This window comes from Aestuariivirga sp., from assembly GCF_047602625.1.
GTDB lineage: Bacteria > Pseudomonadota > Alphaproteobacteria > Rhizobiales > Aestuariivirgaceae > Aestuariivirga.
The window spans coordinates 407,069-430,700 of record NZ_JASGGV010000001.1 but is presented as its reverse complement, the minus strand read 5'-3'; the positions used below and the strand labels follow the sequence as shown (position 1 = coordinate 430,700).

The 23,632-nt window shown below is 61.4% G+C and carries 23 protein-coding genes and 1 riboswitch; of the genes, 9 read left to right on the top strand and 14 right to left on the bottom strand.

Annotated features, from left to right (window positions below; all coding sequences use genetic code 11):
• Nucleotide 1 precedes the first annotated feature (1 nt).
• From tatB to QM694_RS02200, 4 genes are all read right to left on the bottom strand, one after another.
• Entirely contained in the window at nt 2–346 is a 345-nt protein-coding gene (gene tatB, locus QM694_RS02215; RefSeq protein WP_415005318.1) for a Sec-independent protein translocase protein TatB, read from the bottom strand.
• Between the two features lie 32 nt (nt 347–378).
• Nucleotides 379–597 carry a twin-arginine translocase TatA/TatE family subunit gene (locus QM694_RS02210; protein ID WP_415005317.1) on the bottom strand — a complete coding sequence of 73 codons (219 nt, stop codon included), beginning with the start codon at nt 595–597 and terminating at the stop codon, nt 379–381.
• Nucleotides 598–748: 151 nt separating this feature from the next.
• Nucleotides 749–2,119, bottom strand: a complete 1,371-nt coding sequence (locus QM694_RS02205) for a PleD family two-component system response regulator (protein WP_415005316.1) — start codon at nt 2,117–2,119, stop codon at nt 749–751.
• Nucleotides 2,116–2,523: a response regulator gene (locus QM694_RS02200; RefSeq protein WP_415005315.1), complete on the bottom strand. Its 408-nt coding sequence runs from the start codon at nt 2,521–2,523 to the stop codon at nt 2,116–2,118. The genes QM694_RS02205 and QM694_RS02200 overlap by 4 nt, the downstream gene beginning before the upstream one ends.
• 198 nt (nt 2,524–2,721) lie before the next feature.
• On the opposite strand from QM694_RS02200, the gene QM694_RS02195 reads away from it, so the two are divergent.
• From QM694_RS02195 to QM694_RS02185, 3 genes are read left to right on the top strand one after another with little or no spacing between them, the layout of a single operon-like run.
• Nucleotides 2,722–3,003, top strand: a complete 282-nt coding sequence (locus tag QM694_RS02195; protein ID WP_415005314.1) for a DUF3572 domain-containing protein — start codon at nt 2,722–2,724, stop codon at nt 3,001–3,003.
• Nucleotides 3,000–3,659 (top strand): hypothetical protein, encoded by a 660-nt coding sequence (locus QM694_RS02190; RefSeq protein WP_415005313.1) that lies wholly within the window; start codon nt 3,000–3,002, stop codon nt 3,657–3,659. The genes QM694_RS02195 and QM694_RS02190 overlap by 4 nt, the downstream gene beginning before the upstream one ends.
• A gap of 18 nt (nt 3,660–3,677) precedes the next feature.
• Complete coding sequence (locus QM694_RS02185; RefSeq protein ID WP_415005312.1) at nt 3,678–4,958, top strand: DNA polymerase IV; 1,281 nt, start codon at nt 3,678–3,680, stop codon at nt 4,956–4,958.
• Here QM694_RS02185 and QM694_RS02180 read toward each other — a convergent pair whose 3' ends face one another.
• The 3 genes from QM694_RS02180 to QM694_RS02170 all read right to left on the bottom strand — a co-directional run bounded on the left by QM694_RS02180 (nt 4,959) and on the right by QM694_RS02170 (nt 8,678).
• Entirely contained in the window at nt 4,959–5,480 is a 522-nt protein-coding gene (locus QM694_RS02180) for an autoinducer binding domain-containing protein (RefSeq protein WP_415005311.1), read from the bottom strand.
• A gap of 71 nt (nt 5,481–5,551) precedes the next feature.
• Nucleotides 5,552–7,327 (bottom strand): bifunctional proline dehydrogenase/L-glutamate gamma-semialdehyde dehydrogenase PutA, encoded by a 1,776-nt coding sequence (gene putA / locus QM694_RS02175; protein ID WP_415005310.1) that lies wholly within the window; start codon nt 7,325–7,327, stop codon nt 5,552–5,554.
• The gene (locus QM694_RS02170; protein WP_415005309.1) at nt 7,314–8,678 is read right to left on the bottom strand and encodes a proline dehydrogenase family protein; all 1,365 of its coding nucleotides are present in this window, start codon (nt 8,676–8,678) and stop codon (nt 7,314–7,316) included. The genes putA and QM694_RS02170 overlap by 14 nt, the downstream gene beginning before the upstream one ends.
• A 114-nt stretch (nt 8,679–8,792) precedes the next feature.
• Here QM694_RS02170 and QM694_RS02165 point away from each other — a divergent pair, with 114 nt between their 5' ends.
• Together QM694_RS02165 and panC are read left to right on the top strand one after the other, a co-directional pair.
• Nucleotides 8,793–9,299: an Lrp/AsnC ligand binding domain-containing protein gene (locus tag QM694_RS02165; protein WP_415005308.1), complete on the top strand. Its 507-nt coding sequence runs from the start codon at nt 8,793–8,795 to the stop codon at nt 9,297–9,299.
• On the top strand, nt 9,296–10,138 hold the full coding sequence (gene panC, locus QM694_RS02160; RefSeq protein ID WP_415005307.1) for a pantoate--beta-alanine ligase: 843 nt from the start codon (nt 9,296–9,298) through the stop codon (nt 10,136–10,138). The genes QM694_RS02165 and panC overlap by 4 nt, the downstream gene beginning before the upstream one ends.
• A gap of 4 nt (nt 10,139–10,142) precedes the next feature.
• Here panC and QM694_RS02155 read toward each other — a convergent pair whose 3' ends face one another.
• Nucleotides 10,143–10,559, bottom strand: a complete 417-nt coding sequence (locus QM694_RS02155; RefSeq protein WP_415005306.1) for a DUF1489 family protein — start codon at nt 10,557–10,559, stop codon at nt 10,143–10,145.
• 107 nt (nt 10,560–10,666) lie between these two features.
• Between QM694_RS02155 and QM694_RS02150 the strand changes: the two genes are divergently transcribed.
• Entirely contained in the window at nt 10,667–10,876 is a 210-nt protein-coding gene (locus tag QM694_RS02150; RefSeq protein WP_415005305.1) for a dodecin family protein, read from the top strand.
• A gap of 4 nt (nt 10,877–10,880) precedes the next feature.
• Here the strand turns inward: QM694_RS02150 and QM694_RS02145 are convergent, their stop codons facing one another.
• Both QM694_RS02145 and QM694_RS02140 read right to left on the bottom strand, forming a co-directional pair.
• Complete coding sequence (locus QM694_RS02145) at nt 10,881–11,504, bottom strand: restriction endonuclease (protein WP_415005304.1); 624 nt, start codon at nt 11,502–11,504, stop codon at nt 10,881–10,883.
• A gap of 106 nt (nt 11,505–11,610) precedes the next feature.
• Nucleotides 11,611–12,828, bottom strand: a complete 1,218-nt coding sequence (locus QM694_RS02140) for an SPOR domain-containing protein (RefSeq protein WP_415005303.1) — start codon at nt 12,826–12,828, stop codon at nt 11,611–11,613.
• 109 nt (nt 12,829–12,937) lie between these two features.
• A riboswitch (cobalamin riboswitch) is annotated at nt 12,938–13,145 on the top strand.
• An 86-nt stretch (nt 13,146–13,231) separates the two neighbouring features.
• Here QM694_RS02140 and cobW point away from each other — a divergent pair.
• Genes cobW through cobO form a run of 3 tightly spaced genes read left to right on the top strand, consistent with a single transcriptional unit; the run spans nt 13,232 to nt 18,614 of the window.
• Nucleotides 13,232–14,269, top strand: a complete 1,038-nt coding sequence (gene cobW, locus QM694_RS02135) for a cobalamin biosynthesis protein CobW (RefSeq protein ID WP_415005302.1) — start codon at nt 13,232–13,234, stop codon at nt 14,267–14,269.
• Nucleotides 14,269–18,000, top strand: a complete 3,732-nt coding sequence (gene cobN / locus QM694_RS02130) for a cobaltochelatase subunit CobN (RefSeq protein WP_415005301.1) — start codon at nt 14,269–14,271, stop codon at nt 17,998–18,000. The genes cobW and cobN overlap by 1 nt, the downstream gene beginning before the upstream one ends.
• Nucleotides 17,997–18,614: a cob(I)yrinic acid a,c-diamide adenosyltransferase gene (cobO, locus tag QM694_RS02125; RefSeq protein WP_415005300.1), complete on the top strand. Its 618-nt coding sequence runs from the start codon at nt 17,997–17,999 to the stop codon at nt 18,612–18,614. The genes cobN and cobO overlap by 4 nt, the downstream gene beginning before the upstream one ends.
• Here the strand turns inward: cobO and QM694_RS02120 are convergent.
• From QM694_RS02120 to QM694_RS02105, 4 genes are all read right to left on the bottom strand, one after another.
• Entirely contained in the window at nt 18,611–19,825 is a 1,215-nt protein-coding gene (locus tag QM694_RS02120; RefSeq protein WP_415005299.1) for a DUF2336 domain-containing protein, read from the bottom strand. The genes cobO and QM694_RS02120 overlap by 4 nt on opposite strands.
• 27 nt (nt 19,826–19,852) lie before the next feature.
• Nucleotides 19,853–20,221, bottom strand: a complete 369-nt coding sequence (locus QM694_RS02115; RefSeq protein WP_415005298.1) for a response regulator — start codon at nt 20,219–20,221, stop codon at nt 19,853–19,855.
• A 270-nt stretch (nt 20,222–20,491) separates the two neighbouring features.
• The gene (locus tag QM694_RS02110) at nt 20,492–22,624 is read right to left on the bottom strand and encodes a hypothetical protein (protein WP_415005297.1); all 2,133 of its coding nucleotides are present in this window, start codon (nt 22,622–22,624) and stop codon (nt 20,492–20,494) included.
• Nucleotides 22,624–23,586 (bottom strand): hypothetical protein, encoded by a 963-nt coding sequence (locus tag QM694_RS02105; RefSeq protein ID WP_415005296.1) that lies wholly within the window; start codon nt 23,584–23,586, stop codon nt 22,624–22,626. The genes QM694_RS02110 and QM694_RS02105 overlap by 1 nt, the downstream gene beginning before the upstream one ends.
• Nucleotides 23,587–23,632: the final 46 nt, after the last annotated feature.

Sequence of the window (23,632 nt, the reverse complement as noted above, 5' to 3'; positions counted from 1 at the left end):
CTTACTGTGCATCCGGGGAAGACGAGGGCTTCGCGGGGTCGCCAAAATAAGTGTTGAAGCTGTTGTCTGCCGCCTTGGCGGGAGCACTGGATTTGGAGGCCGGGGCCATGGGATCGGTGTTGGTGAGGTTTTTCAGCCCCTGCATTTCCTTCTTGAGGTCTTCGAGGCCCGCTTCTTTCATGGCGCCGTCGAGATGGCCCTGGAATTCCCGCGCCATGCCGCGCAGCTTGCCCACCGTCTTGCCGAAGGCGCGCAAGACATTAGGCAAGTCCTTGGGGCCGATCACGATGATCGCCACCACGGCAATGACAAACATTTCGGTGTAGCCGACGCCAAAGTCGAACATGACAGTCTCCGGCCTTGGGGCCGTGGGGAGCTTTAGCTCTTGGCCTTCTCGGCTTCAGCCTTGGCGGCAGCCGCCTGCTGGTCGATGGTCTTCTGGGCGGCGGTATCAACCTCGTCGTCAGCCATGCCCTTCTTGAAGCTCTTGATGCCCTTCGCGACATCACCCATCAGGTCGGACACCTTGCCGCGGCCAAACAGCAGCACGACCACCAAAATGACCAGCAGCCAGTGCCAGATCGAAAGCGAACCCATTGAACACACTCCTGTTGTGCAGGGGGCAGACGCCCCTCAATTCCGAATTGGCGCGCAATATTGCAGAAACCCAAACAGGCTGCAACCAAACTACGACACTACTGAAATGGGAAGAAGATTGCCGTTTGGAAAGGTGGAAAGACGGCCGCGATCAGGCCGCGGCCTTGATGACCCTGTTCCGGCCTTCACGCTTGGCGCGGTAAAGCGCCTCGTCGGCGCGCTTCAGAATAAATTCGACCTTGTCATCGATACCCGACAAGGCGGCAACACCGATTGAAGCCGTAACCGCCAGGCCGCCTTCGACGCCGGTGTTGAAGCGTTTTCCCGCCACGGATTTGCGCAGCCGTTCGGCGATCCGCTCGGCAACGCCCAAGTCCGTCGCTGGCAGCACGATCACGAACTCCTCGCCGCCGGTGCGGCAGGCAAGATCGACATTGCGGACATTGGCGCGGATGCGTCCCGCCAGTTCCTGCAACACGCGGTCGCCGGCGTCATGGCCGTACGTGTCATTGACCGATTTGAAAAAATCGACGTCCAGCGTCAGCACCGAAAGAGGCTTGCCGCGGTTGATCGAATGCTCGACCAGATGCGTCAGATGGGTTTCGAGATAGCGCCGGTTGTAAAGGCCGGTGAGCGGATCGGTGACCGCCATTTCCAACGACGCCTGAACGGAAAGGCGCAATTGCTCGGTGTAGCGGCAGCGGCGGATCTGCGTGTTGACGCGGGCGAGAAGTTCCTGCTTGTCGATCGGGCGGATCAGATAGTCGTTGACGCCCATGTCGAGCGCCCGGAGCAGGCGCTGGTGATCATCGGGATCGACGATAATGAGGATCGGCGTCTGGCGCGTATGCTCGAGTGACTTCAACTGCGAGCACATCCTGAGCGCGTCGATCCCTTCCATGTCGAGGTTGACGACGATCAGCTCAAAGCGGTTGTTTTCTTCCGTCGCAATGGCAATGGCCTGCTGAGGTTCCTCGGCCACGGTGACTTCATGCTTGCCCTGCAGTGCCGTCTTGATGCGGGACGAAACAGCGGTGCGGTTGTCGATGACGAGCACGCGGCCGGGCACGTTTTCAACCTGGGGGCGGTTCAACCCCATCACCTGCAGCGCGCCGGAATCCAGCGAGCGGTTGCGCAGCTCATCGGTGAGCATCTTGAGGCGGACAAGGCTCTTCACCCGGCAAAAAAGCGAAATATCGCTGACCGGCTTGGTGAGGAAGTCATCGGCGCCGGCTTCGAGGCCGCGGACACGGTCTTCCGGCTGGTCGAGCGCCGTCACCATGACAACGGGAATATGCTGCGTCTGCGGATTCGACTTGATGCGCTTGCACACTTCGATGCCGTCGATCCCCGGCATCATCACGTCGAGCAGAACGATATCGGGCTTCGTGCGCTGCACCGTTTCCAGAGCATCCACGCCGTTCATGGCGGTGACGACTTCAAAATATTCCGCCGCCAGCTTGGCTTCAAGCAGGCGGACATTGGCCAGAATGTCGTCAACGACCAGAACGCGTGCAGTCATTTTGGTTCAGCCTGCTTCAGGAAACCATCTATGGTCTGCAGAAAGCTGACGACCGAGATAGGCTTGGAGATATAGGCCTCGCAGCCGCCCTCACGGATTTTCTGCTCATCGCCCTTCATGGCAAATGCCGTGACGGCGATCACCGGGATTTTGCGGAGTTCGTCATCCTCTTTCAGCCATTTGGTCACCTCGATGCCGGAGACCTCCGGAAGCTGGATGTCCATCAGGATAAGGTCCGGCATGTGCTTGCGCGCCAGGTCAAGCGCGGAAAGGCCGTCACGGGTCTGGATGACCTGATAGCCATTTGCCTCCAGCAGGTCATTGAAGAGCTTCATGTTCAGCTCGTTGTCTTCAACAATCAGCACCCGCTTGGGTGTGACCGGCACCACATCGGGTGAATTCATCTGTCCCACCGAACTTGAAACTGAAACATTCATCCCTGTACCCGACACTGCCCTCTGTCACCGCCGCACTCCCCAGCGCGCACAGTGGCATGCTCCCGCGTTGTTTTGCCGGGATTGTGGGTGGAGCAGGTAACCAACAGCTTAATCCGGTGTCCCTCTTGCGCGGCTTCAACGCCGAGTGGTTAACTACTCGAGAAAATGCGTCTAAAACACCCCGTAAATCGAAGCGATGCCGAGACGATTGCCCTGAAAGCCCTGGGATTCATCGCGGCCGACAGCGAACGCATATCACGTTTTCTAAGCCTGTCGGGCGTTGATCCTTCGGATATTCGGCGGGCGGCACAAAATCCGGCGTTTCTCGCCGGGATATTGGACTATTTGCGTGGCGACCAGAGCCTGCTGCTGGAGTTTTCAAGTGGTGAAAACATGGATCCTGCGCGAATCGACGCCGCAGCCTATGTTCTGTCCGGCACGCCATGATCCCCGACATTACCAAACAACAGATCGCCACGCTCCATTTTTCGGGCAGGCCCCTCATCATCTGTGACGTTGACGAGGTGGTTCTGCATTTTACAAGCGACTTTGAAGCCTTTCTGGGCGAGCGCGGCCTGCATCTGGTGCCGGACAGCTTCGCGCTGAATGGCAATGTGCGCGAAAGGCGCAGCGGCAAGGCCGTCGCCGGCCGTCATCTGGGGCAGCTTCTGGACCTTTTCTTCCACGAGCGCACCCTGAACATGAAACCCATATCAGGCGCCATCCCGGCGCTGCTGGAGTTCGGCAAGCAGGCTGATGTGGTGCTGCTCACCAACTTACCCCACACGGCGGGAAACCTGCGGCGGCGCAACCTCGAAGCCCTGGGCCTGCCCTACCCCGTCATCACCAATTCAGGCGCCAAGGGGCCCGCCGTGCTGGAACTGGCAGGGCTTTCCGGCCACGGCACAACCATTTTTATCGACGACAGCCCGCAGTTCATCGCCTCGGCGCGGGAACATGCGCCGCAGGTGCATCTCATCCATTTCCTGCAGGACGAGCGGTTTGCCCGCCATCTCGAGCCTCTGGACTATGTCTCCCTGCGCAGCGCCACGTGGGAAGAAACGCGCCGTCATGTACTGCAACTGATCGCCAAAGGGGCGTGACCGGGCTAAGTTCGGGGCATGGACGCGCCTCTCCAGGGATTTTGCCGGGATTGCCTGACGCCCGCTTCCGCGGAAGGCCGGAGGTGTCATGTCTGCGGGAGCCCCCGCGTGGTGCGCCACCCTGAACTCCACGGCCTGTCGATCGCCCACATCGATTGTGATGCGTTTTATGCGGCGGTGGAAAAACGCGACCGGCCTGAACTTGTGGACAAGCCGGTGATCGTCGGCGGCGGCGTGCGCGGCGTCGTCTCCACCGCCTGCTACATCGCCCGCATCAAGGGCGTGAAATCGGCGATGCCGATGTTCAAGGCGTTGAAGCTGTGTCCCGAGGCCGTGGTCATCAAGCCTGATATGGAAAAATATGTTGAGGTAGGCCGGCAGGTGCGCGCCATGATGCAGGAGCTGACGCCGCTCGTCGAACCGCTCTCCATCGATGAGGCTTTTCTCGATCTTACCGGCACGGCGCGGTTGCACGGCATGAGCCCCGCGATGTCGTTGGCGCGGCTGATGAAAGAGATTGAGGCAAAGCTCGGCATATCGGCGTCGGTGGGGCTCTCCTACAACAAATACCTGGCCAAGGTTGCATCCGATCTCGAGAAGCCGCGCGGCTTTTCCGTCCTTGGAAAAGCCGAAGCATTGACGTTTCTGGCGGAAAAGCCGGTCAGCCTCATCTGGGGCGTGGGCAAGGCGATGCAGGAGGAACTGGAACGCGGCGGCATCACGCTGATCGGCCAGCTCCAGGGCATGGAAAAGTCAGACCTTATGCGGCGCTATGGCAGCATGGGGGCACGGCTTTACCATCTGGCGCGGGGCGAAGATGCGCGTCAGGTGTCCAACGATGATCCCTCCAAAAGCATCAGTTCGGAAACGACCTTCAACACGGACATTTCGGACTATGACGCGCTGGAACCCATCCTGTGGCGGCTCGCCGAGCGCGTGTCGGCCCGCGCCAAGGGGCAAGGGCTGGCGGGGCACACGGTGGTGCTGAAGCTCAAGACGGCGGACTTCAAATCCCGTACCCGCAATGTGTCGCTGGAAGAGCCGACCCTCATGGCGCGGCGGATTTTCGACGCGGCTGCGCCCATGCTGAAGCGCGAGGCGACGGGCACCCTGTTCCGGCTGATTGGCGTCGGCATCAGCGGCCTTCGAGACGCACAGCCTTCACAGGAAACCGGCACGCTGGACAGCCGGGTGGCGGCCCAGACCAAAGCGGAACTGGCCATGGACCGGCTTCGGGAAAAGTTCGGTGATGCCGCAATTGCCCGCGGGCTTGCGCTGCGCAATATCAGGGAACGCTGATCAGGCGGCGTCGGAGATGCGGCGCGCTTCGACCATCGCCTTCACCCGCTCATGGAAATGCCGCGCGAATGCCGGAAGGCCCAGGCTGACGCGCTGGCGTTCGCCGGGCCACTCTTCCGCTGTGCAGGCAACATTGGCGGAAAACATGATCGTCCGGGACGGTCCGTCAGAAAACTGATAGGAAAGACCATGACGGCCGATGCCAAAGGGCGCTGCTTCGCGCTGTATCTCTTCGGCTGCATCAGCCGTTGCATTGAGATCGTCCCAGTCGATCAGCCGGCGTTCGCCCGGCTCGAACGCCGGATCGCCCAAGGGCGTGAAGCGCGCCATGTAATGGCTCATATAGGCCGGATCATAGGTTGCGATCCACGATACCTGATCGGGCAGGCCGTTCGCCATGTCCAGGCTCCAGTAGGAGAGATGGCGCACGCGATATTCCTTGCACATCTGTTCGAGATAACGCGTCGCCTCCGTGAAGGACACGAAGGGTGCATCGATGCGCGAATGTTCGTCAGCCACCATGCCGCGAGACTTTGGGGCGGAACTGCTTCCGCTCTCTTAACCCCGCTACGACAATTATCTGCAAATCCGCCTCAAGCAGGCTCCATCGACATGAGCGCCGCATTGCCGCCCGACGCCGTGGTGTCGATCGAGCACACGCGCTCGATGGCGAAGCGGTGGAGGTAGTTGGGGCCGCCCGCCTTGGGGCCTGTGCCGGAAAGTCCCTCGCCGCCAAACGGCTGGGCTCCCACCACGGCGCCGATCTGGTTGCGGTTCACATAGAGATTGCCGACGCGGGCGCGGCGGCGGACTTCGTCAACCGTGCTTTCGATGCGGGTGTGCAGGCCGAGCGTCAGACCGAAGCCGGTGGCGTTCAACTGATTGCAAACATCATCCAAGCGGTCTCCGGCAAAACGCACCACATGCAGGATGGGGCCGAACACTTCGCGTTTCAGCGTTGAGATCGAGGAGAGTTCATAAGCCGCTGGCGAGACGAAGGTGCCATGGGCGCAGGCTGCGGATAAGGGCAGGTCGGCGATCACCTTGCCTTCCTTCGCCATCCGCGCCTTGTGGGCGTTGAGCATCGACTTTGCGTCATCATCGATGACCGGTCCCACATCCGTCGCATAGTCCAGCGGATCGCCCGTCACCAGTTCTTCCATCGCGCCCTTCAGCATCGGGATGACGCGGCCTGCGATGTCTTCCTGCACGAACAGCAGCCGCGCGGCGGAACAGCGCTGGCCGGCGCTGTCGAAGGCAGAGGCCAGAACATCGCGCACGGCCTGTTCGGGAAGCGCGGAGGAGTCGACGATCATGGCGTTCATGCCGCCGGTTTCGGCGATGAGCGCCGGGATCGCGCCATCCCGCGCGGCGAGCGCCCGGTTGATGATGGAAGCGGTTTCATTCGAGCCGGTGAAAGCGACGCCCGACAGTGCCGGATGCGCCAGCAGTGTCTTGCCGATGCGCGCGCCATCGCCGGGAATGAATTGCAAAACCGATGACGGAACTCCTGCCCGGTGCAACAGCGTCACGGCTTCATGGGCGACGAGCGGCGTCTGTTCGGCGGGTTTCGCCACGACACTGTTTCCGGCGGCAAGAGCGGCTGCCACTTGGCCCGTGAAAATCGCCACGGGGAAGTTCCACGGCGCGATGCAGGCGAAGACGCCGCGGCCATGCAGCGACATTTCATTGCGCTCGCCCGTGGGGCCCGGCAGGTGCAGGGCGCTGGAGAAATCAGCACGGGCGCGGGTGGCGTAGTAGCGCAGGAAGTCGACGGCCTCGCGCAGATCGGCCACCGCATTGTCGAGGCTCTTGCCGGCCTCGCGCACCAGCAAGGCGATGAACCGGTTGGTGTTGGCCTCATAGAGATCGGCGGCGCGTTCGAGGATTTGGGCACGGGCGTTACCGCCCATCTCGTCCCAGCCCTCTTGTGCCGAAGCGGCAGATGACATGGCGGCGGCGACGGCTGCATCATCCGCTTCACGGACCGCGCCCAGCACCACGCGGCGGTCATGCGGTGAAGTGATGATGCGCTGCGGGCCTTTTGCCCTCGCAGCGCCATCGATCAGGGCCGAGGCCTCGACCGGCTTTGAAATTTCCTTCTCAATGCCGCGCAGGATTCCTTCCCGCGTGCCATCATCCCACAGGGCATGGCCGGCGGAGTTCTTGCGGCCGGGGAAAATATCGGACGGAAGCGGAATGCGCGGATGAGGAATTTGCGTGAGCTGTCCCACCTCCTCCACCGGATCGGCGATGATGGCGGCAATCGGCGCTTCATCATCGGCAAGGCGGTTGACGAAGGAGGTGTTGGCGCCATTTTCCAGCAGGCGGCGCACCAGATAGGCGAGCAGGTCCTCATGGCTTCCCACCGGCGCGTAGATGCGGCACGGCTGATTTCATCTTGGTGAGGCCAACCACCTGCTCATAGAGCGCCTGCCCCATGCCATGCAGACGCTGGAACTCGAAGCTCCGGTCATTTCCCGCCATCACCGAGATCGCCGCCAGCGTGTGTGCGTTATGCGTTGCGAATTGCGGGTAGAACACGTCGCGGCGGCTCAACAGATATTTGGCGCAGGCGAGATATGAAACGTCTGTCGAGACCTTGCGGGTGAACAGTGGATAGGCCGGGAAGCCCGCTTCCTGCGAACGCTTGATTTCCGTGTCCCAATAGGCGCCCTTGACGAGGCGCACCGGGAATTTGCGTCCGGATTGCTGGGCGAGTTGCGCCAGCCACTCCAGCGCGGGCTTGGCGCGCTTGCTGTAAGCCTGAACGGCAAGCCCCAGCCCGTTCCATCCCGCAAGGGCCGGATCATGCGCCAGCTGCCCCAAGAGCTCGAAGGAGAGATCGAGGCGGTTTACCTCTTCCGCGTCGATGGTGAGGCCGACATTGAGTTTCTTGGCCAGCGCGCAAAGTTCCGCCACTTTCGGCAAAAGCTCCGCCATTACGCGCGCCTCTTCCTTCTCTTCGTACCGGGGATGAAGGGCGGAGAGCTTCACAGAGATCGAGGCGCGGGCAAAAATGTCATCGCCCTTGGTCTTGGCGCCCAGCGTTTCCAGCGCGTTCCGGTAAGAGGCGAAATAGCGCTTCGCATCCTCCATGGTGAAGGCCGCCTCCCCTAGCATATCGTAGGAGAAGCGATAGCCTTCGGCTTCCTGCGCCTTGGCCACCGAGAGGGCTTCGTCAATTGTCCGCCCAAGGACGAATTGCTTGCCCATGATGCGCATGGCCTGCTTCATGGCCTGCCGCAGGATGGGCTCGCCCGAGCGCGAGATGAGGCGCTTCAGGAAGCCGCCCACATCCGTTCGCGCACCTTTGCCCAATTCCACGAAACGCCCGGTGAGCATGAGCCCCCAGGCCGAGGCATTGACGAACAGCGATTCCGATTGGCCGAGATGGCCTTCCCAATCCTTGCCGCCGATCTTGTCGGCGATCAGCCTGTCGGCCGTGCCGCCGTCGGGGATGCGCAGCAATGCCTCGGCCAGGCACATCAGCACCACGCCCTCCTCGGAGGAGAGCGAATATTCCTGCATGAAGGCATCAATGCCGCCCTGCTGCCGCCTGCCGGCCCGCACCGCCGCCACGAGCTGACGGGCCAGTTCGGCGACGCGCTTTCTGTCTTCGGCGGATAGCGCGGCTTCTGCCGCGAGCTGGCGCACGGTCGCGGTTTCATCCGCAAAAAGCTTGGCTGCGATGGCGGAGCGGCTGGGCAATGCGGGCATGAAGGGCCTCCTCAGGGATGGATGGATATGCCATAATCCGCAAAATGCTTCTCACCAATTGAGACGGCAGATGTGGCATTTTTTGCCAAGTATGAGACTGTTACGAGAGAAAACATGCCGATCCAACAGCATACCGTGGAGAATCTTGATCCCGCTGATCTGGCACTTCTGGACGCGCTCCAGACCGATGGACGACTGCCTGTGGTCGAGCTAGCAAAACGCATCAACCTGTCGCCCACGCCCGTCACGCTCCGCATGCGGCGGCTGGAACAGGATGGCGTGATTTCGGGCTATCACGCAAGGCTCAATCCCAAGGCGCTGGGACAGGCCCTGATGGTGTTCGTCACCGTCAGCCTCAAGGCCACGGATGAGGCGACGCTCAAAGCCTTCAATGCGGCGGTGAAGCCGGTGAAGCCCATCCTCGAATGCCACATGGTGGGCGGCGGCTTCGACTATCTCCTGAAAATCCGCGTGCGCGACATGAGCGAATACCGCGACATTCTGGGCGGCGTCATCGGGGCGCTGCCGATGGTTGAGAGCACGCATTCCTATTTCGTGATGGAAGAGGTGAAAGAAAGCCCGCTGCTTCCCGTTCCCAAGACGCGGGAGCGCCGCGCATGACGCCGAAAGTCGTTCGCACCGTTGCGGCACTCCGGCAAGAGACTGCAAAATGGCGCGCCGAAGGCCTCCGTTATGCGGTGGTGCCGACCATGGGGGCGTTGCATGAGGGCCACCTGACACTGGTGCGGGAGGGATTGAAGCGCGCGCCCAAGGTCATCACGACGATTTTCGTGAACCCCCGGCAGTTTGCCGCCACTGAAGACCTTGGCCGCTATCCCCGCGACGAAGCGGGAGACCTAGCGAAACTCCAAGGAGCAGGATGCGATCTTGTCTTCGCGCCCCCACCGGAGGAGGTATATCCCCTTGGGTTTGCCACAACTGTTTCGGTGGCGGGACCAGCAAAGGCGGGACTTGAAGACCGCTTCCGCCCGCAGTTCTTCGATGGCGTCACAACGATCGTCAGCAAACTGTTCATCCAGACGGGTGCTGACTTCGCGATGTTCGGCGAGAAGGATTACCAGCAGCTCATGGTGGTGACGCGCATGGCGCGCGATCTCGATCTTCCCATTGAGGTGATCGGCATTCCAACCGTGCGGGAGGCAGATGGCCTCGCCATGTCATCGCGCAATGCCTATCTCTCGCCGGAAGAACGGAAGAAGGCGACGGCGATCCATCGGGCACTGTCGTACGCCGCCGATCATATCCGGGCTGGCGAAACGCCCCATGCCGCTGCATCCCGTGCAGAACATGTCCTAACTGGTGACGGTTTCAAGATCGACTATATTGCCGCGCGGAATGCGTTGAGTTTGGCGGAACCTGCCACATCGGCAGAACCCCTCCGTCTTCTCGCCGCCGTTTGGAATGGCAAGACGCGGCTGATCGACAACATCGCGGTTTAGCACCTTACAGCAGCCCGAGTTCGGCCAGATCGCGGCGCATTTTTTCGGGCATGCCGGTGGCCACCGCTCCCTGCTTCACATCGCGCGGCGCATCCTCTGCTTCAAGATAGCGCCAGCCCTGAAAGGCCCGGCGCGGTTGCGGTTCAACAGCGATTATCTTCGACGCAAACACGATGCGGCAGCGCTCAATCCCGTCATCGCCCTTGACCGGATCAAGTCCGAGAATGGGCTGGCGGCACAGCACCAACCCCTTGATCACCCAGTAGAGCGATCCGCCGGGCAATATTTCCTCACGCCGCTTGGGAAACATACGCGTCACATGGTCCAGCGTATCGCGCCCCTTTTTGCACTCCCTGATCCAGTGCTGCAGTTCGCTGATCTCGCTGACGCCGACGCAAAGCTTGATGAGATTGAGGGCCATGGACCTTTTGCAAAAACCCGGCTGCGGGCGGCAATCTATGATACCATCGCCGCCGGGAAAACCATTTTGCGGCGGTTTTCCCCGGTTCCAGCAGTCAGGAGATTCCCATGTCCGATTCAGTCGCCAAGGTTATCGAACTCACCGCCTCGTCCTCCAAGTCCATTGAAGATGCGGTGGAAAACGGCATCCGGCGGGCAGATGCCACGCTCGACAATGTGGAAGGCGCCTGGCTTCAGGAGGTGAAATGCGTGGTGAAGAACGGCAAGATTTCCGAATGGCGGGTGAACATGAAAGTCACCTTCCTGCTCAAGGAATAGTGCCTCAGCGCGGCCCGGCAGGCTCCCTGCTGCGCAGGCGGAAATAGTCGCGGTCGATCCGCTTGAACTGGTAAGACGCCTGAACGTGCACGCCGATGTTGTGTCGGAGCATCAGTTCGGCGAAGAGCTTGCCATCCACGAGCGCGATGCGGCGCGGCAGGCGGGCGCAGAAATCCAGTGCCTGCGGCGAGAAATGGCTGGTTGTCACGAAAATGCCTTTGCCCGTGTGGTGGGCATCGAGGCTGCCCGCAAAATCACGCACATCGGTGATCGGAACGACATGGCCGGGCTTCAGGCGCTTGGCCTGCAGATAAACAAGATCGAGGCCCAGAAAATCCAGTGAGATCAGGCCATCCACGCCGCCGTCACCGGTGCGCCCCAGCCGCTTGGCCATATCGCGCCTGCGCCCGCCATAGCCCATGGCAAGCATCACATCGATAATCAGCGCCTCGAAAAATGCCGGTTCATTGACATGAATTGCAGCGATGAGCTGCTGGGAAATTTCAGCGAAATAGGAACTGTAGGCGCTTGTGAGTTCGGCGCCGAATGGATGCGAATTTTCCTCCGGGGATGAGGCAGATTCATCCTGCTGCCATTGCCACATCAGGCGCTGGTATTCCGAAAGCATGCACGTTCTCGCCATCTCACTATTACGGCGGCGTAATATATGAGAGGCGATTTAAGCTGCCCCTAAGTCAATCCATACAGTCTTAAGGATTGTGGCGGAGGCAATTCTACGATGCAGCCTTGCTGACAAAGCACCGCACACCCTTTGCTTTCAGCTTGGAGCAGGCGCTTTTCGCTCCGTCCTGTTCATCATAACCGGTGAGGCGCACACGGTAGAATGTGCCCTTGGCCCCGAGATCGGCTTTGACGACCACCGGCTTCTTGTCCGCCAGCACGGAATACTTCGCCTGCATCTTCTTGAAGGTGGACCAGGCCGCATCTTCGGTTCCAGCGGAAGCGATCTGCACCGTCCAGCCGGTGACGGCGGGAGCGGCCTCTTCAGTTGCCGCAGGCGCGGCGTCGGCAGACGCAACTTGCTCCACGGCCGGCTGCGTATCCTCGGCGGCAGGGGTTGCGCTGTCTCCGGCCGGCTCGATCGCCACGACCTTTTCGTCCTGTGGCGGAGCCTGTTCGTCCTGAACTGGGATGCGGTCAGTGATCGATTTCTTGTGCGGCTTGGTGGCTGGCGCGACAGGCAGTTGCCCCAGCTTGGCAGGCACATCCTGTTCGACGGACGCCGTCACGATCTGGTCGGCGGTTTCGGTCACCGGCGTCGTGGAAAGGCTGGCCAGCTTATCCTTGGCGGGCGCGAAATCGGGATTGGCGGCGAGCGCCTTCGTCAACTCCTCGCGGACATTGTCGGGGCGGTTCATGGCTTCGTAGGTGAGCGCTTCACCATAATGGACGCGCGCCGGATCGGGATGACCGGAGGCCAAAGCCTTCTCATAATCCTGAAGCGCAAACAGGTTTTGGCCGCTGGCGCGCAAAAGATTGGCGCGGCTGTAATAGGCGTGCGCGAAACCATGATCAATGAACAGTGCGCCGGTATAGTCTTCCATCGCCAGCGCCGGCTGCTGCAATTTCTGATAGGAAAGGCCGCGATTATAAAGCGCCATGGCTCGCAGCTTAGGCGTCATCTGGTCGATGCGGAGGGCTGCCGTATAGTCGCTCACGGCCTCGTTGTGCTGGTTGAGGCGCTGATAGGCGAGGCCACGGTTGAGAAAGGCGTTGGCCAGGACGGCGGGGGTGAGATCGCCGGATTCAATGGCCTTGGTATATTGATCCACAGCCGTCGTGGGATCGCCCGCACTCAATGCCTGGTAGGCGCTGCTGGCCAGTTGGGCGCTGTCGCTTGGCGTGGCTGCTGCCGCATTGCCGGAAGCCGCCGCACATGCAGCAAGGAACACAGCACTGACAGACGCGAGAAGAAGTTTACGCGGGCTCATGATCCGGCGATTGTCGGGGAATAGGGTTAAGAGACCGTTTCGCCCACCGCCTGCCGCATCCTGTTTCCAATCTGCCGCGCCCTGCATTGACGGGAAAGCGCGATCTCTGCCACATAGCCCCCGACACGGTGCCCCGGCCTTAAAACCGGGGCCCAAGAGGGAATGCGGTGCGGCCCATGGACGAGGCCAAATCCGCGGCTGCCCCCGCAACTGTAAGCGGCGAGGCCTCCTGCAAAATGCCACTGGGAAACCGGGAAGGCCGCAGGATGCCGAAGACCCGCGAAGCCAGGAGACCTGCCGTGTCATCCAAGGGGCGTCCACGCGCCCTGAAACAACTGGTCTCACGGAGGGTGTCCATGACCTTATGCCTGCCTGATGTTCTGCCGCGCGGAGGTTGCGCGTCATGACCCCGCAAAAGATTCCCGCCACCGTCATCACCGGTTTTCTCGGCGCTGGGAAGACGACACTGGTGCGCCATCTCCTTGAAAATGCCGATGGACGCCGCATCGCCCTTATCATCAATGAATTCGGCGATGTGGGCGTGGATGGCGGCATTCTCAAAGGCTGCGGCGATGCGCTGTGCCGCGAGGAGGATGTAATCGAGCTCTCCAATGGCTGCATCTGCTGCACAGTGGCCGATGATTTCGTGCCGACGATGAAAAAGCTGCTCGACCGCGCCGATCCGCCGTCTCACATCGTCATCGAAACATCGGGCCTCGCCCTGCCCCAGCCGCTGGTGCGCGCCTTCAACTGGCCGGAAATCAAGTCCCGAGTCACCGTCGATGGCGTGGTGACGGTGGTGGACGCCAAGGCGCTCGCCGAAGGCCGCTTCGCCGATGATGAAGAGGCTGTCGCCGCCCAGCGCGCCGCCGATCCCAACGTCGAGCACGAAAACCCCATCGAAGAACTTTTCGAGGACCAGCTCAACTGCGCCGACATGGTAATCGTCAACAAGACGGACCTGCTGGGCGAGGATGAGTTGGCGGCAATCACCGCGGATTTGAAAACCCAGGTGCGCAAGGGCACGAGGCTGGTGCCCACCACCCATGGCATGATCGATACGGCGGCCCTGCTCGGCGTAAGCGCCGCCGCCGAGGACGATTTGGGCAACCGCCTTTCGCACCACGAGATGGAAGGGGAGGTTCAGCATGACCATGATGATTTCGTCACTTTCATCGTGACGCTTGACGGGCCGCAGGACCGCGCAGGCCTCGCCGCCCGCATTGCGCGCACCCTTGAGAAGCACGACATCCTGAGGCTCAAGGGCTTCGCGGATGTGAACGGCTCGCCGTCGCGTCTCGTCGTGCAGGCTGTTGGCCCCCGGCTCGACAGCTATTTCGACCGGATGTGGAAACCCGGCGAAACGCGCGGCACGCAGCTTGTGGTCATCGGCGAGAAGCACATGGACAAGGCGGCGATCGAGGCCTCGCTCACAGGCTGATGCATCTCCTCGCCACCACATCGGGCGTGATCGGCCAAGGCGCTGAAGCCATCGACCTTGCGCAGCCGCCCGGCGATATCGTCGTGCTGTCGGCGGCGGATAGCGAGCTGGCCTTGCTGGCCCGCGCGGCGGATGGATTTCGAGGGCCGTCCATCCGCCTCGCCAATCTGCTGCAGTTGCAGCACAACATGTCCGTCGATCTCTATTGCGAGAAGACGCTGGCGCATGCGCGGCTCATCGTGCTGCGCCTGCTGGGCGGTGCGGCATACTGGCCCTATGGGCTTGAGCAGATCGAGGTGCTGGCGCGCGGCCGGAACATCCCGCTTGCCGTGTTGCCGGGCGATGCGCAGCCGGACCCGGAATTAACTGCACGTTCGACGATGCCGCCTCATGATTGCGAGCGGCTGCGGCAATATCTCGTGACGGGCGGGGAACCCAATGCACAGGCGTTTTTCAGCTATTGCCGCCACCTCCTCGAAAGCACACCGCCTCCCGATCCAGCAGAACCCCTGCCCAAGGCGCTAGCCTACAGAAATTCCTCCGTACCCGGACAACCGGTGGCCGGATTACTCTTCTACTGCTCGGTTCTCGAAGGCGGCCAGACCGCGCCCATCGATGCACTGATCGCGGCACTCGGCCAGCGCGGTATCGGAACCGTAGCGTTGGCCATCGCCAGCCTGAAAGATGCGGCAAGTGTTGCTCTTATTGCGGAACATCTGGCGGTGCCCGATGTGATCCTCAACGCCACCAGCTTTGCCGCCTCCTCCGGCGGCCAGGGCGATCCGCTTGCCCGCTTTGATTGCCCGGTTCTGCAAGTGGTGCTGGCGGGAACCTCCGAGGCAAGCTGGCGGGAGAGTGCACAGGGCCTCAGCGCCCGCGATCTCGCCATGAACATGGTGCTGCCGGAACTGGATGGCCGCATCCACAGCCGCGCCATCTCCTTCAAGGCCGACAGCGCATGGCATGAAAAAACGCAATGCCGCATTGTCACCTACCGTCCGCTGACGGACCGCGTGGAATTCGTTGCCGATCTCGCGGCCAACTGGGTGAAGCTGAGGCGCGCAGCGGCGAGAGAGCGCAAGGTCGCGATCATCCTTGCCAACTATCCCGACAAGGAAGGCCGCGTGGCCAATGGCGTGGGCTATGATACGCCCGCCAGCACAATTGCCATCCTCAAGGCGCTTGCGGATGCGGGATATTCCGTCTCTTCCATTCCCTCTTCCGGCAACGCGCTGGTGGAAGAGCTGATCGCCACGCGGAAAGCTCCTTTCACCTGTCATCCCGGCGAAAGCCGGGACCCATCGTCCAGCATGCAACCGGTTGGAAGTCTGGGTTCCGGCTTTCGCCGGAATGACAGAAAAGACAAGGTTCCGAAGCCAGTGGAACTATCGCTTTCGGAGTACCTCTCGGCATTCCATGCCCTTTCGGAGTCCGTCCGCACACGGATCACCGCGCAATGGGGCGCGCCCTCCTCCGATCCCTTCTTCAGGGATGGCGCGTTTCACCTGGCGATCCGCCTGCACGGGAACGTGGCCACCGCCATCCAGCCTGCGCGCGGTTACAACATCGACCCGAAGGCGACCTATCATGATCCGGCCCTCGTGCCGCCGCATGGCTATCTCGCCTTCTATTTTTATCTGCGCCATGTGTTCGGCGCGCAGGCCATCATCCACAATGGCAAGCACGGCAATCTCGAATGGCTGCCAGGCAAGGCGACGGCCCTTTCGGCGGAGTGCTTTCCTGAAGCAGTGCTCGGGCCTCTGCCGCAGCTCTATCCCTTCATCGTCAATGATCCCGGCGAAGGCACCCAGGCCAAGCGCCGCACCTCCGCCGTCATCGTCGATCATCTCACCCCGCCGCTGACGCGCGCCGAAACCTATGGTCCACTGAAAGACCTCGAAGCGCTGGTCGATGAATATTATCTGGCTTCGGGCCTCGACCAGCGGCGTCTCGGCGCGTTGAAGCGGGAGATCATCGATATCACGCGAAGTTCGCGGCTCGACGTGGATGCAGGATTTACGGGCGATGAGGATGACGATCTGCAGCGCCTCGACGCTTTTCTCTGCGATCTCAAGGAAGCGCAGATCAGGGATGGCCTGCACATCCTCGGCTCAAGCCCGGAAGGCAGGCTCGAAATCGATCTTCTTGTGGCGCTGGCCCGCGTGCCGCGCGGGCTGGGCGAAGGCCGAGACGCTTCACTCATTCGCGCGCTCGCCCAAGATTTCGGGTTTGGCGATTTCGACCCACTGACCTGCCACATGGCAAAGCCATGGACGGGGCCAAAGCTCGCTCAACTGGACCATCTTACATCCGACCCTTGGCGCAGCACCGGAGATACTGTGGAGCGGTTGGAGCTTTTTGCCGCCACACTCGCGCCAGCAGGCCCGGCATCCGCGCTGGTCATGGAAGAGATAACCCATCGCCTCAGGCCCGCTCTCCGGTCTTGCGGCCCTGCCGAGATCGCCGCTGTTCTGGCCGGGCTGGATGGGCGGCGAGTGGCGGCGGGTGCTTCCGGGGCGCCGACGCGCGGGCGCGTGGATGTTCTGCCCACCGGCCGCAATTTCTATTCCCTCGACAACCGCACCGTGCCCACCCCTACGGCTTGGGCGCTCGGGCAGAAATCGGCGGAAGACCTGCTCACACGGCACTTTCAGGATTTTGGCCAATACCCTAAATTCATTGGGCTTTCTGCCTGGGGCACCTCCAACATGCGCACCGGCGGCGATGACATTGCGCAGGCGCTGGCGCTGATTGGCGCGCGGCCGGTGTGGGAACCCTCCAGCTGGCGGGTCACGGGCTTCGAACTGCTGCCGCTGGCAAAACTTGGCCGCCCGCGCGTGGACGTGACGCTCCGCATCTCCGGCTTTTTCCGCGATGCCTTCCCGGCCCAGATCGAATTGCTCGACAAGGCCATGCGCGCCGCAGGCGCGCTTGATGAAGATGGTTCGGACAATCCCATCGCCGAACGGATGAAGGCTGAGGCTGAGGCGCTCGCCTCCTCCGGCGTGGCGCGAGAGGCGGCGCAGGAGATTGCCGGCCACCGCATCTTCGGCGCGAAGCCGGGCGCGTATGGCGCGGGATTGCAGGCGCTCATCGATGAGAAAATCTGGGATAGCCGCGCCGATCTTGCCGCCGCCTATGTCACCTGGGGCGCCTATGCCTATGGAGCGAAAGCCCAGGGCGTGAACGATGCGCGGGCCTTCACCGAGCGCCTGTCACGCATCGAAGCGGTGGTGCACAATCAGGACAACCGCGAGCATGATCTGCTCGATTCAGACGACTATTATCAATTTGAAGGCGGCATGACGGCGGCGGTGGAACAGGCCTCCGGCAACCGCCCCCGCGTCTATCACAATGATCATTCACGGCCCGAGCGGCCCGTCATTCGCACGATCGAGGAAGAAGTGTCGCGCGTCATGCGTTCGCGCGTCATCAATCCCAAATGGATCGCTGGCGTGAAGCGGCATGGATACAAGGGCGCGTTCGAAATCGCCGCGACGGTGGATTACATGTTCGCCTTTGCCGCCACCACCGGCGCGGTGAAGAACCATCATTTCGATCTGGCCTATGATACCTATCTGGCCGATGCTGAAACGCGCGGTTTCATCGCCGACAACAATCCCTCGGCGCTGAAGGAAATCGCCCAGCGGTTTGAAGAAGCAATAAGCCGCGGCTTGTGGGCGCCCCGCCTCAATTCCGTCCACGACCTTCTGAAGGAGCTGTCCCGATGAGCGATATCGAGAATGACCACGACGAAGCCCGCCACCACGAAAAGATGGCGAAGAAGAAAGCGGCGCGCGACAAGATCATGGCGGGCAAGACCATCGAGAAGGGCCTGCTGATCGTTCACACCGGCAAGGGCAAGGGCAAGTCCACGGCAGGCTTCGGCATGGTATTCCGCGCCATGGGCCATGGCATGAAGGCGGGGGTGATCCAGTTCGTCAAGGGCGCGTGGGGCACAGGTGAGCGCACGATCCTGGAAAAATTCCCCGAACTCGTCACCATCAAGGCGATGGGCGAAGGCTTCACCTGGGAAACGCAGGACCGCGCGCGCGACGTGGCCCACGCCAAGGCCGCGTGGGACGAGGCGAAGAAGATGATCGCCGATCCATCCTACCGCATGGTGCTTCTGGACGAACTCAACATCGTGCTGCGCTACGATTATCTGCCTTTTCAGGATGTGATCGAGGTGCTGAAATCAAAACCGGCTGACAAGCATGTGATCGTCACCGGGCGCAACGCAAGGGATGAATTGATCGAGATCGCCGATCTCGTGACCGAGATGGAACAGGTGAAACATCCCTTCCGTTCAGGGGTGAAAGCGCAGGCGGGTGTCGAGTTTTAGGCGGCGCGAACGATGTCGGCGCGAAGCCTGCGGGCGATGATGCGCACGCGGTCTTCGGCGAAGCGGCCGACAACTTCCAGATGCTTGGCGCGGTCCTTGAAGCCCAGGCTCTCATAGCGCGTCATCAGCGCCTCGATCAGGCGGCGGCCAAAGCCTTCACCGTCAAGGGTGATGCCCTCTTCCGCTTCGTCGCGCGCCACATCGCAGGCCGCCTGCAGAACGGCAAGGCAGGATGGCGGCAGACCCGATTTGGCGTGAAGGCTCTTGAACCCGCCCATAGCGCGCCCCGCCATAAGGTCACGCGCGCGGAGCACATGAACGCCAGCCAGATTGGCCATGGCGCACTCCACCACATGCATTTCGCCAAGGCACGCGGCGCGCACGATGATCGAGGGCGTGAGCATGTTTCTGGAAACCAGAAACTCGACGACATGAACGAGTTCCTTGGGTTCCGCTGACACCAGAATGTTGAGGATCGCCGTTTCTTCCGCATCGGCCACCAGTTCGGCGGCGTCGTTTGCCGCCACCCAGCCGCGCTCCGCCATCAACTGGTGCATGCGGTTCGAGGCGCGCTTGGCCTGCAGGATGCGGATATCGAGCGGCAGGTCGGTGCAGGCCAGCAGGCGTTCCGCCATCTCCTGCGACTGGCCGAAGCGCGTGTAGAGCGTCTGATACTCCTCGTTCGTCAGATGCACGGCGGGGTTATCGAACAGGGCAAGGCAGGCCTCGAGCGGCGCTGATTTGATGATGAAGGCCCGTGATTCTGCGGACAGATCGGCCCGCAGCGCAATAGCGGACTGGCGGGCCGGATCGCCCACCTTCAATACCGCCAGCATGTGCCAGTAGGTGAGCGCGGGCGTGGCGCCCAAGAACGGCAGCGCAATGTCGTCTTCATCGGCAATGATCGAAAACAGGATATCGGCGTGAAGAAGGTCCGTGGCTGAAACGCCATCAGCCAACGCACGGCGCACATCGGGATCGATATCAACCGCCAGCTTCAGCATCACTGGAACGATGTGATCGCGCTCAACGGCAGGCGTTTCCGCATCAGCCGTGAAGGCCGCAAGCTGGCGGGCCAAGGTCATCCGCTGGGCGGGCGATCCCTGATCAAGAACCCGATCAAAAATGCTTGTGTCGAGAGCGGGAGAAACTGTGTCGGTCAAGGCGGGCACCGTGGCTGCGTGCAGGAACCCGGTCAGCGTGGCAGTCACTCGTTAATATTCGGTTCACCACGCCTGTTAACCGACGATCCCCGCCTGCCGCAGCTTGAACGCCAGGATGTCGTGGTCGAACGGCTTCATCAGCACATCCGCCGCGCCCTGCAGGATGCTCTGGCCGATCATCTCGGTGTCGGGCGTATCGGCGTAGAGAAACACGACAGGCTGCTTGCCGCCCACCTTGCGGCGCAGTCGGCGCACAAAATCACCCGGCCGTTCCGACGCTCCAACGGCGGACAGCAGTACCACATCCGGCGCATTGTCGTTACAATAGGCCAATGCATCCTCGGCACCGGCGCGTTTGGCGGTATCGATCCCGAGCGCGCCGAGCAGGGACTGCAAGCGATCAGCCTCCATCCCGTCTTCGTCAATCAGCAGACACCGTGTCATGTCTACTCGTCCTTTCAGCCTTACCGGCATCCCCATCGCCCTGCGGTCTCTTGTTGTTTCAACTCCTGCGCGCCCATGGTTAATGAGCTGTTAACAGGGTTATCCACAGCTTTTCCACAGGCGTGAAGTGTTTGAAAGATATTAAGAAAGCTGGCTTTTCAACAGGTTTATGAACAATGGCCGAATTGCGGCGTTCCGGCCCTGTTCACGACTCGCGCCGCGACTCACGCGTAGCGGGTTGCAACCCAATATTGCAGTGGACTTATGGATTCAGTTTCCATTCGCCCGCATGAGGCGCGCTGGCTTGGCATTGGCTGCCTTCAACCCTGCCGTCAATCCGCTGTCGGGCGTGTAAAAGCCCCACTGGTTGCCCCAGTTCGCCTCGCTGCCCAGCACATGGCAATACTGCCCCGCAAGCCCGATATTCGAGAGAGACTGAAGGCCGGAATAATAATCCTGCAGGAAAGCGGAGGCGAGCGGGCTGTTGCGCCAGGCGATCACCATGTTCCGGATCCTGTCGCCGCCTTTGACATCCTTGTTCGGAGAAACCGTGCCGGTGCCAGAGCCATACGCCGCCGGAACGCCAAGGGCGGTGCATTGATCGACATTGGGCCAGAAGATTTCCGTGCCACCCTCATAACAGCCGATGCGAACCGGATTGGCGCGCGTCTTGTTATAACCGTCCAGCAAGTCGTTCCAACGCTGCATGAATGTCATGATACGCGACAAAGTCATCATCCACGGCACACCTGTGTTGTCCACGCCCCGCCGCATGTCATTGTCGACCCAGGCCAAAGCGGTATTGATGCCCGCGCCACCGCCTGCATATGCATCCGCAGCGTCACAGGCGGCCTGAAGCATCGAGACGTTATGAACCGAAGGCTTCCAGTTGTAGCTCGCCTGCAAAGTGCCGCCCATCACATAGGGCGCAGCCGCCACCAGATCGGTATGATCGACCGGGCGGTTGCCGGGCGTGTCGTATCCGTATGAAGAGAGTTCGATGCCTTCGAGCAGATACGGCGCAATGCCGGCAGGATTGCCTGTCGCCAATTGCACGCCGAGCACGCGCCGGAGATAATCCATTGACGCGCCGGCTTCCCGCCAGCCGGCGGCGAACGCTTCCATGGCGCGCCGGTGCAGCATGCCCTGCGCCGAGAAACGCCCGATATAAACGTCCTTGTTGAATCCAAGCTTGCGGCTCAGTTCCACCATGATCTGAGCCTGCGAGAACTGGCCGTTCCAGCATTCGTTGCCCAGTTCGGCGTAACAGGTGAGCCCCGTGCCCGCCAGCAGCTTGCCCATCAGCGCGCCCAGCGACCGGATGGAGTCGGGCGTGTAGTTGACCGGGATGGTGATGTAGCAGTCGCAGCCCACGCCAATGCAGATTTCGGCGATCACTTCCCACGGCACGCCGTCATCCATGCCGAAACCGCTTTGAAAATTGATGGCGTTCCAGATCACCTTGTCGAGGAGCCCGTGATAAACAAAGGTATTGGAACGGGCCATGATGGTGTCGGTGACCGTGCCCGTCGGGGACGTGACAGGCCAGCCGCCAATCGCCACCACATCCTTGAAGCCCCGCCCCCCAAAATCCACGCTGGCCTGCGCCGTCTGCTGATGCAGCACCAAGCCCTGATAGGTTTCTCCGTCCTGCCAGTCCTTCACATCGTGATCGCTGCCGAGGCCGGCGATAAAGGTGTTTGCGCCAGCGATATCGCCCACCCACGCACCTGCCATGTAGCGCGAGGAACCATACCAGTCGAAATCTTCCGCCTTGCGGCGATACTTCCACAAAGCGCCCGAGCCATTGTTGACGCCGTTCATGTCCATGGTGCGGATCGCCCGCACCTTCAGCGCCTTGAAATAATCCTTCGCCTCCTGCCTGATGAGCTTGCCCGCCGCCTCGTCGGCCGCATCATCGGCTCGGAACAGGCGCATGTTGCGGCATGTTCCATCCCATGGCACGCCATCGGTCAAGAAACTGACCGAAGCCTGCACCGTCTCACCGATATTGAATTCGACAAAACCGTCCGTGCCGGAAAACTCCAGGCCCGTGCCGTTGCCAACAAGCTCAATCCTGATGCCTCTTCCGCCTTTCACCGCAACATTGAAAATGCCGCCTGTGAACCCAAGACCCGTCTTGCCCGCCTTGCCATCCCACCTGAGGTGATATTTTCCGGCGTATCCGGATTTGTCGTTGAAGGTCTGAAAGTAGTTGTTGATCTGATGCTTCAGCCACGGAACATTGGGAAAGCCGTAGATGTCCAACTGGCGCTGCCACACGAAGTCCGCAGGCGCGGTCGGGGCCTGCTGGCTGTAGCACATCTTGAAGAGATTGATCGGGTAAGGCACAGCGCCCCAGTGCGGCCAATCCCAATTGACGAGTGCATTGCCCACAGGCATCAGCCGTTCTCCAGCACGAAGGCAGTCGCCTGGCCATACCCGCCATTGCCAACGGTGTAACTTGCCGCCGTGTTGCCGTTGTTGATGTGGCGGATATAGATCAGATCATCGCCTGGCCCGGCTGCGCTGCCGGGCCACTTCCATGCAGGCGCGCCGTTTGTCGAGAGAAACACCACCAGCACACAACCTTTGTCTGGAATGGTGAAATTGTCCCTCCGGTCCGCCGCGCCGCCGCCCGTGGACCGTATCTCGCTCACCGTGCCGTCAAAATTGTCCACGGCATAGCTGGCGCAATCCACCACGAAGGCCTGTTCACCGGGGTAGCTCAAAACCACCGGCCCCTTGCCGTGTGTTGCGGCGCTGCCGAGAAATAGCGCGATCACATGCGTATCCCCGCCGCCCGTCCAGGCGATGCAAGAGGCAGGAACGCCATCGATCATACAGGAGGTATTGCCCCGCGTGGGTGCTGCACCATTGCTGTAGAAACACGCCACAATCAGCGTGCGCTTGCCGAGGGTGAGAGGGATATCGGAGAAAGTTACGCTGTCCGCGGCATTCACACCGCTTTTCACGCTCTTCAGGCTGTTGGGCGTGAGCACCGCCTGCGCATCGCTGATCCGGGCATGCACAATGTTCGAGAATGCCGAGAACAACCCACCCCGGCCATGCGCCACGCTAAAGTCATACGTCTCGTTCGGAATGACGCCAAATCCGGTCACCAGAACGCCTGCTGCTATTTCTGATTTGGTGAGCTTGTGCTCCACAGTCACCACGCCATCCGCCACCGAAGACCGCCGCCAGCGCAGCACGTCGCCGTCCTGCGGATCGGTGAGCATCACATCGAACCCCGGCGTCCGGCTGGACTTCGCAGTTATCAGGGCCAGCCGGGCGGGCGCATCGAGTGGAGTGTACGAAACAGTATCGAAGCGCGATCTTGCCGAGGGATCAAATGCGAGGCGCATCAGGCACCTGCCTTTCCATACCGGGCGGCTGAGCTTCCCGCTTCAC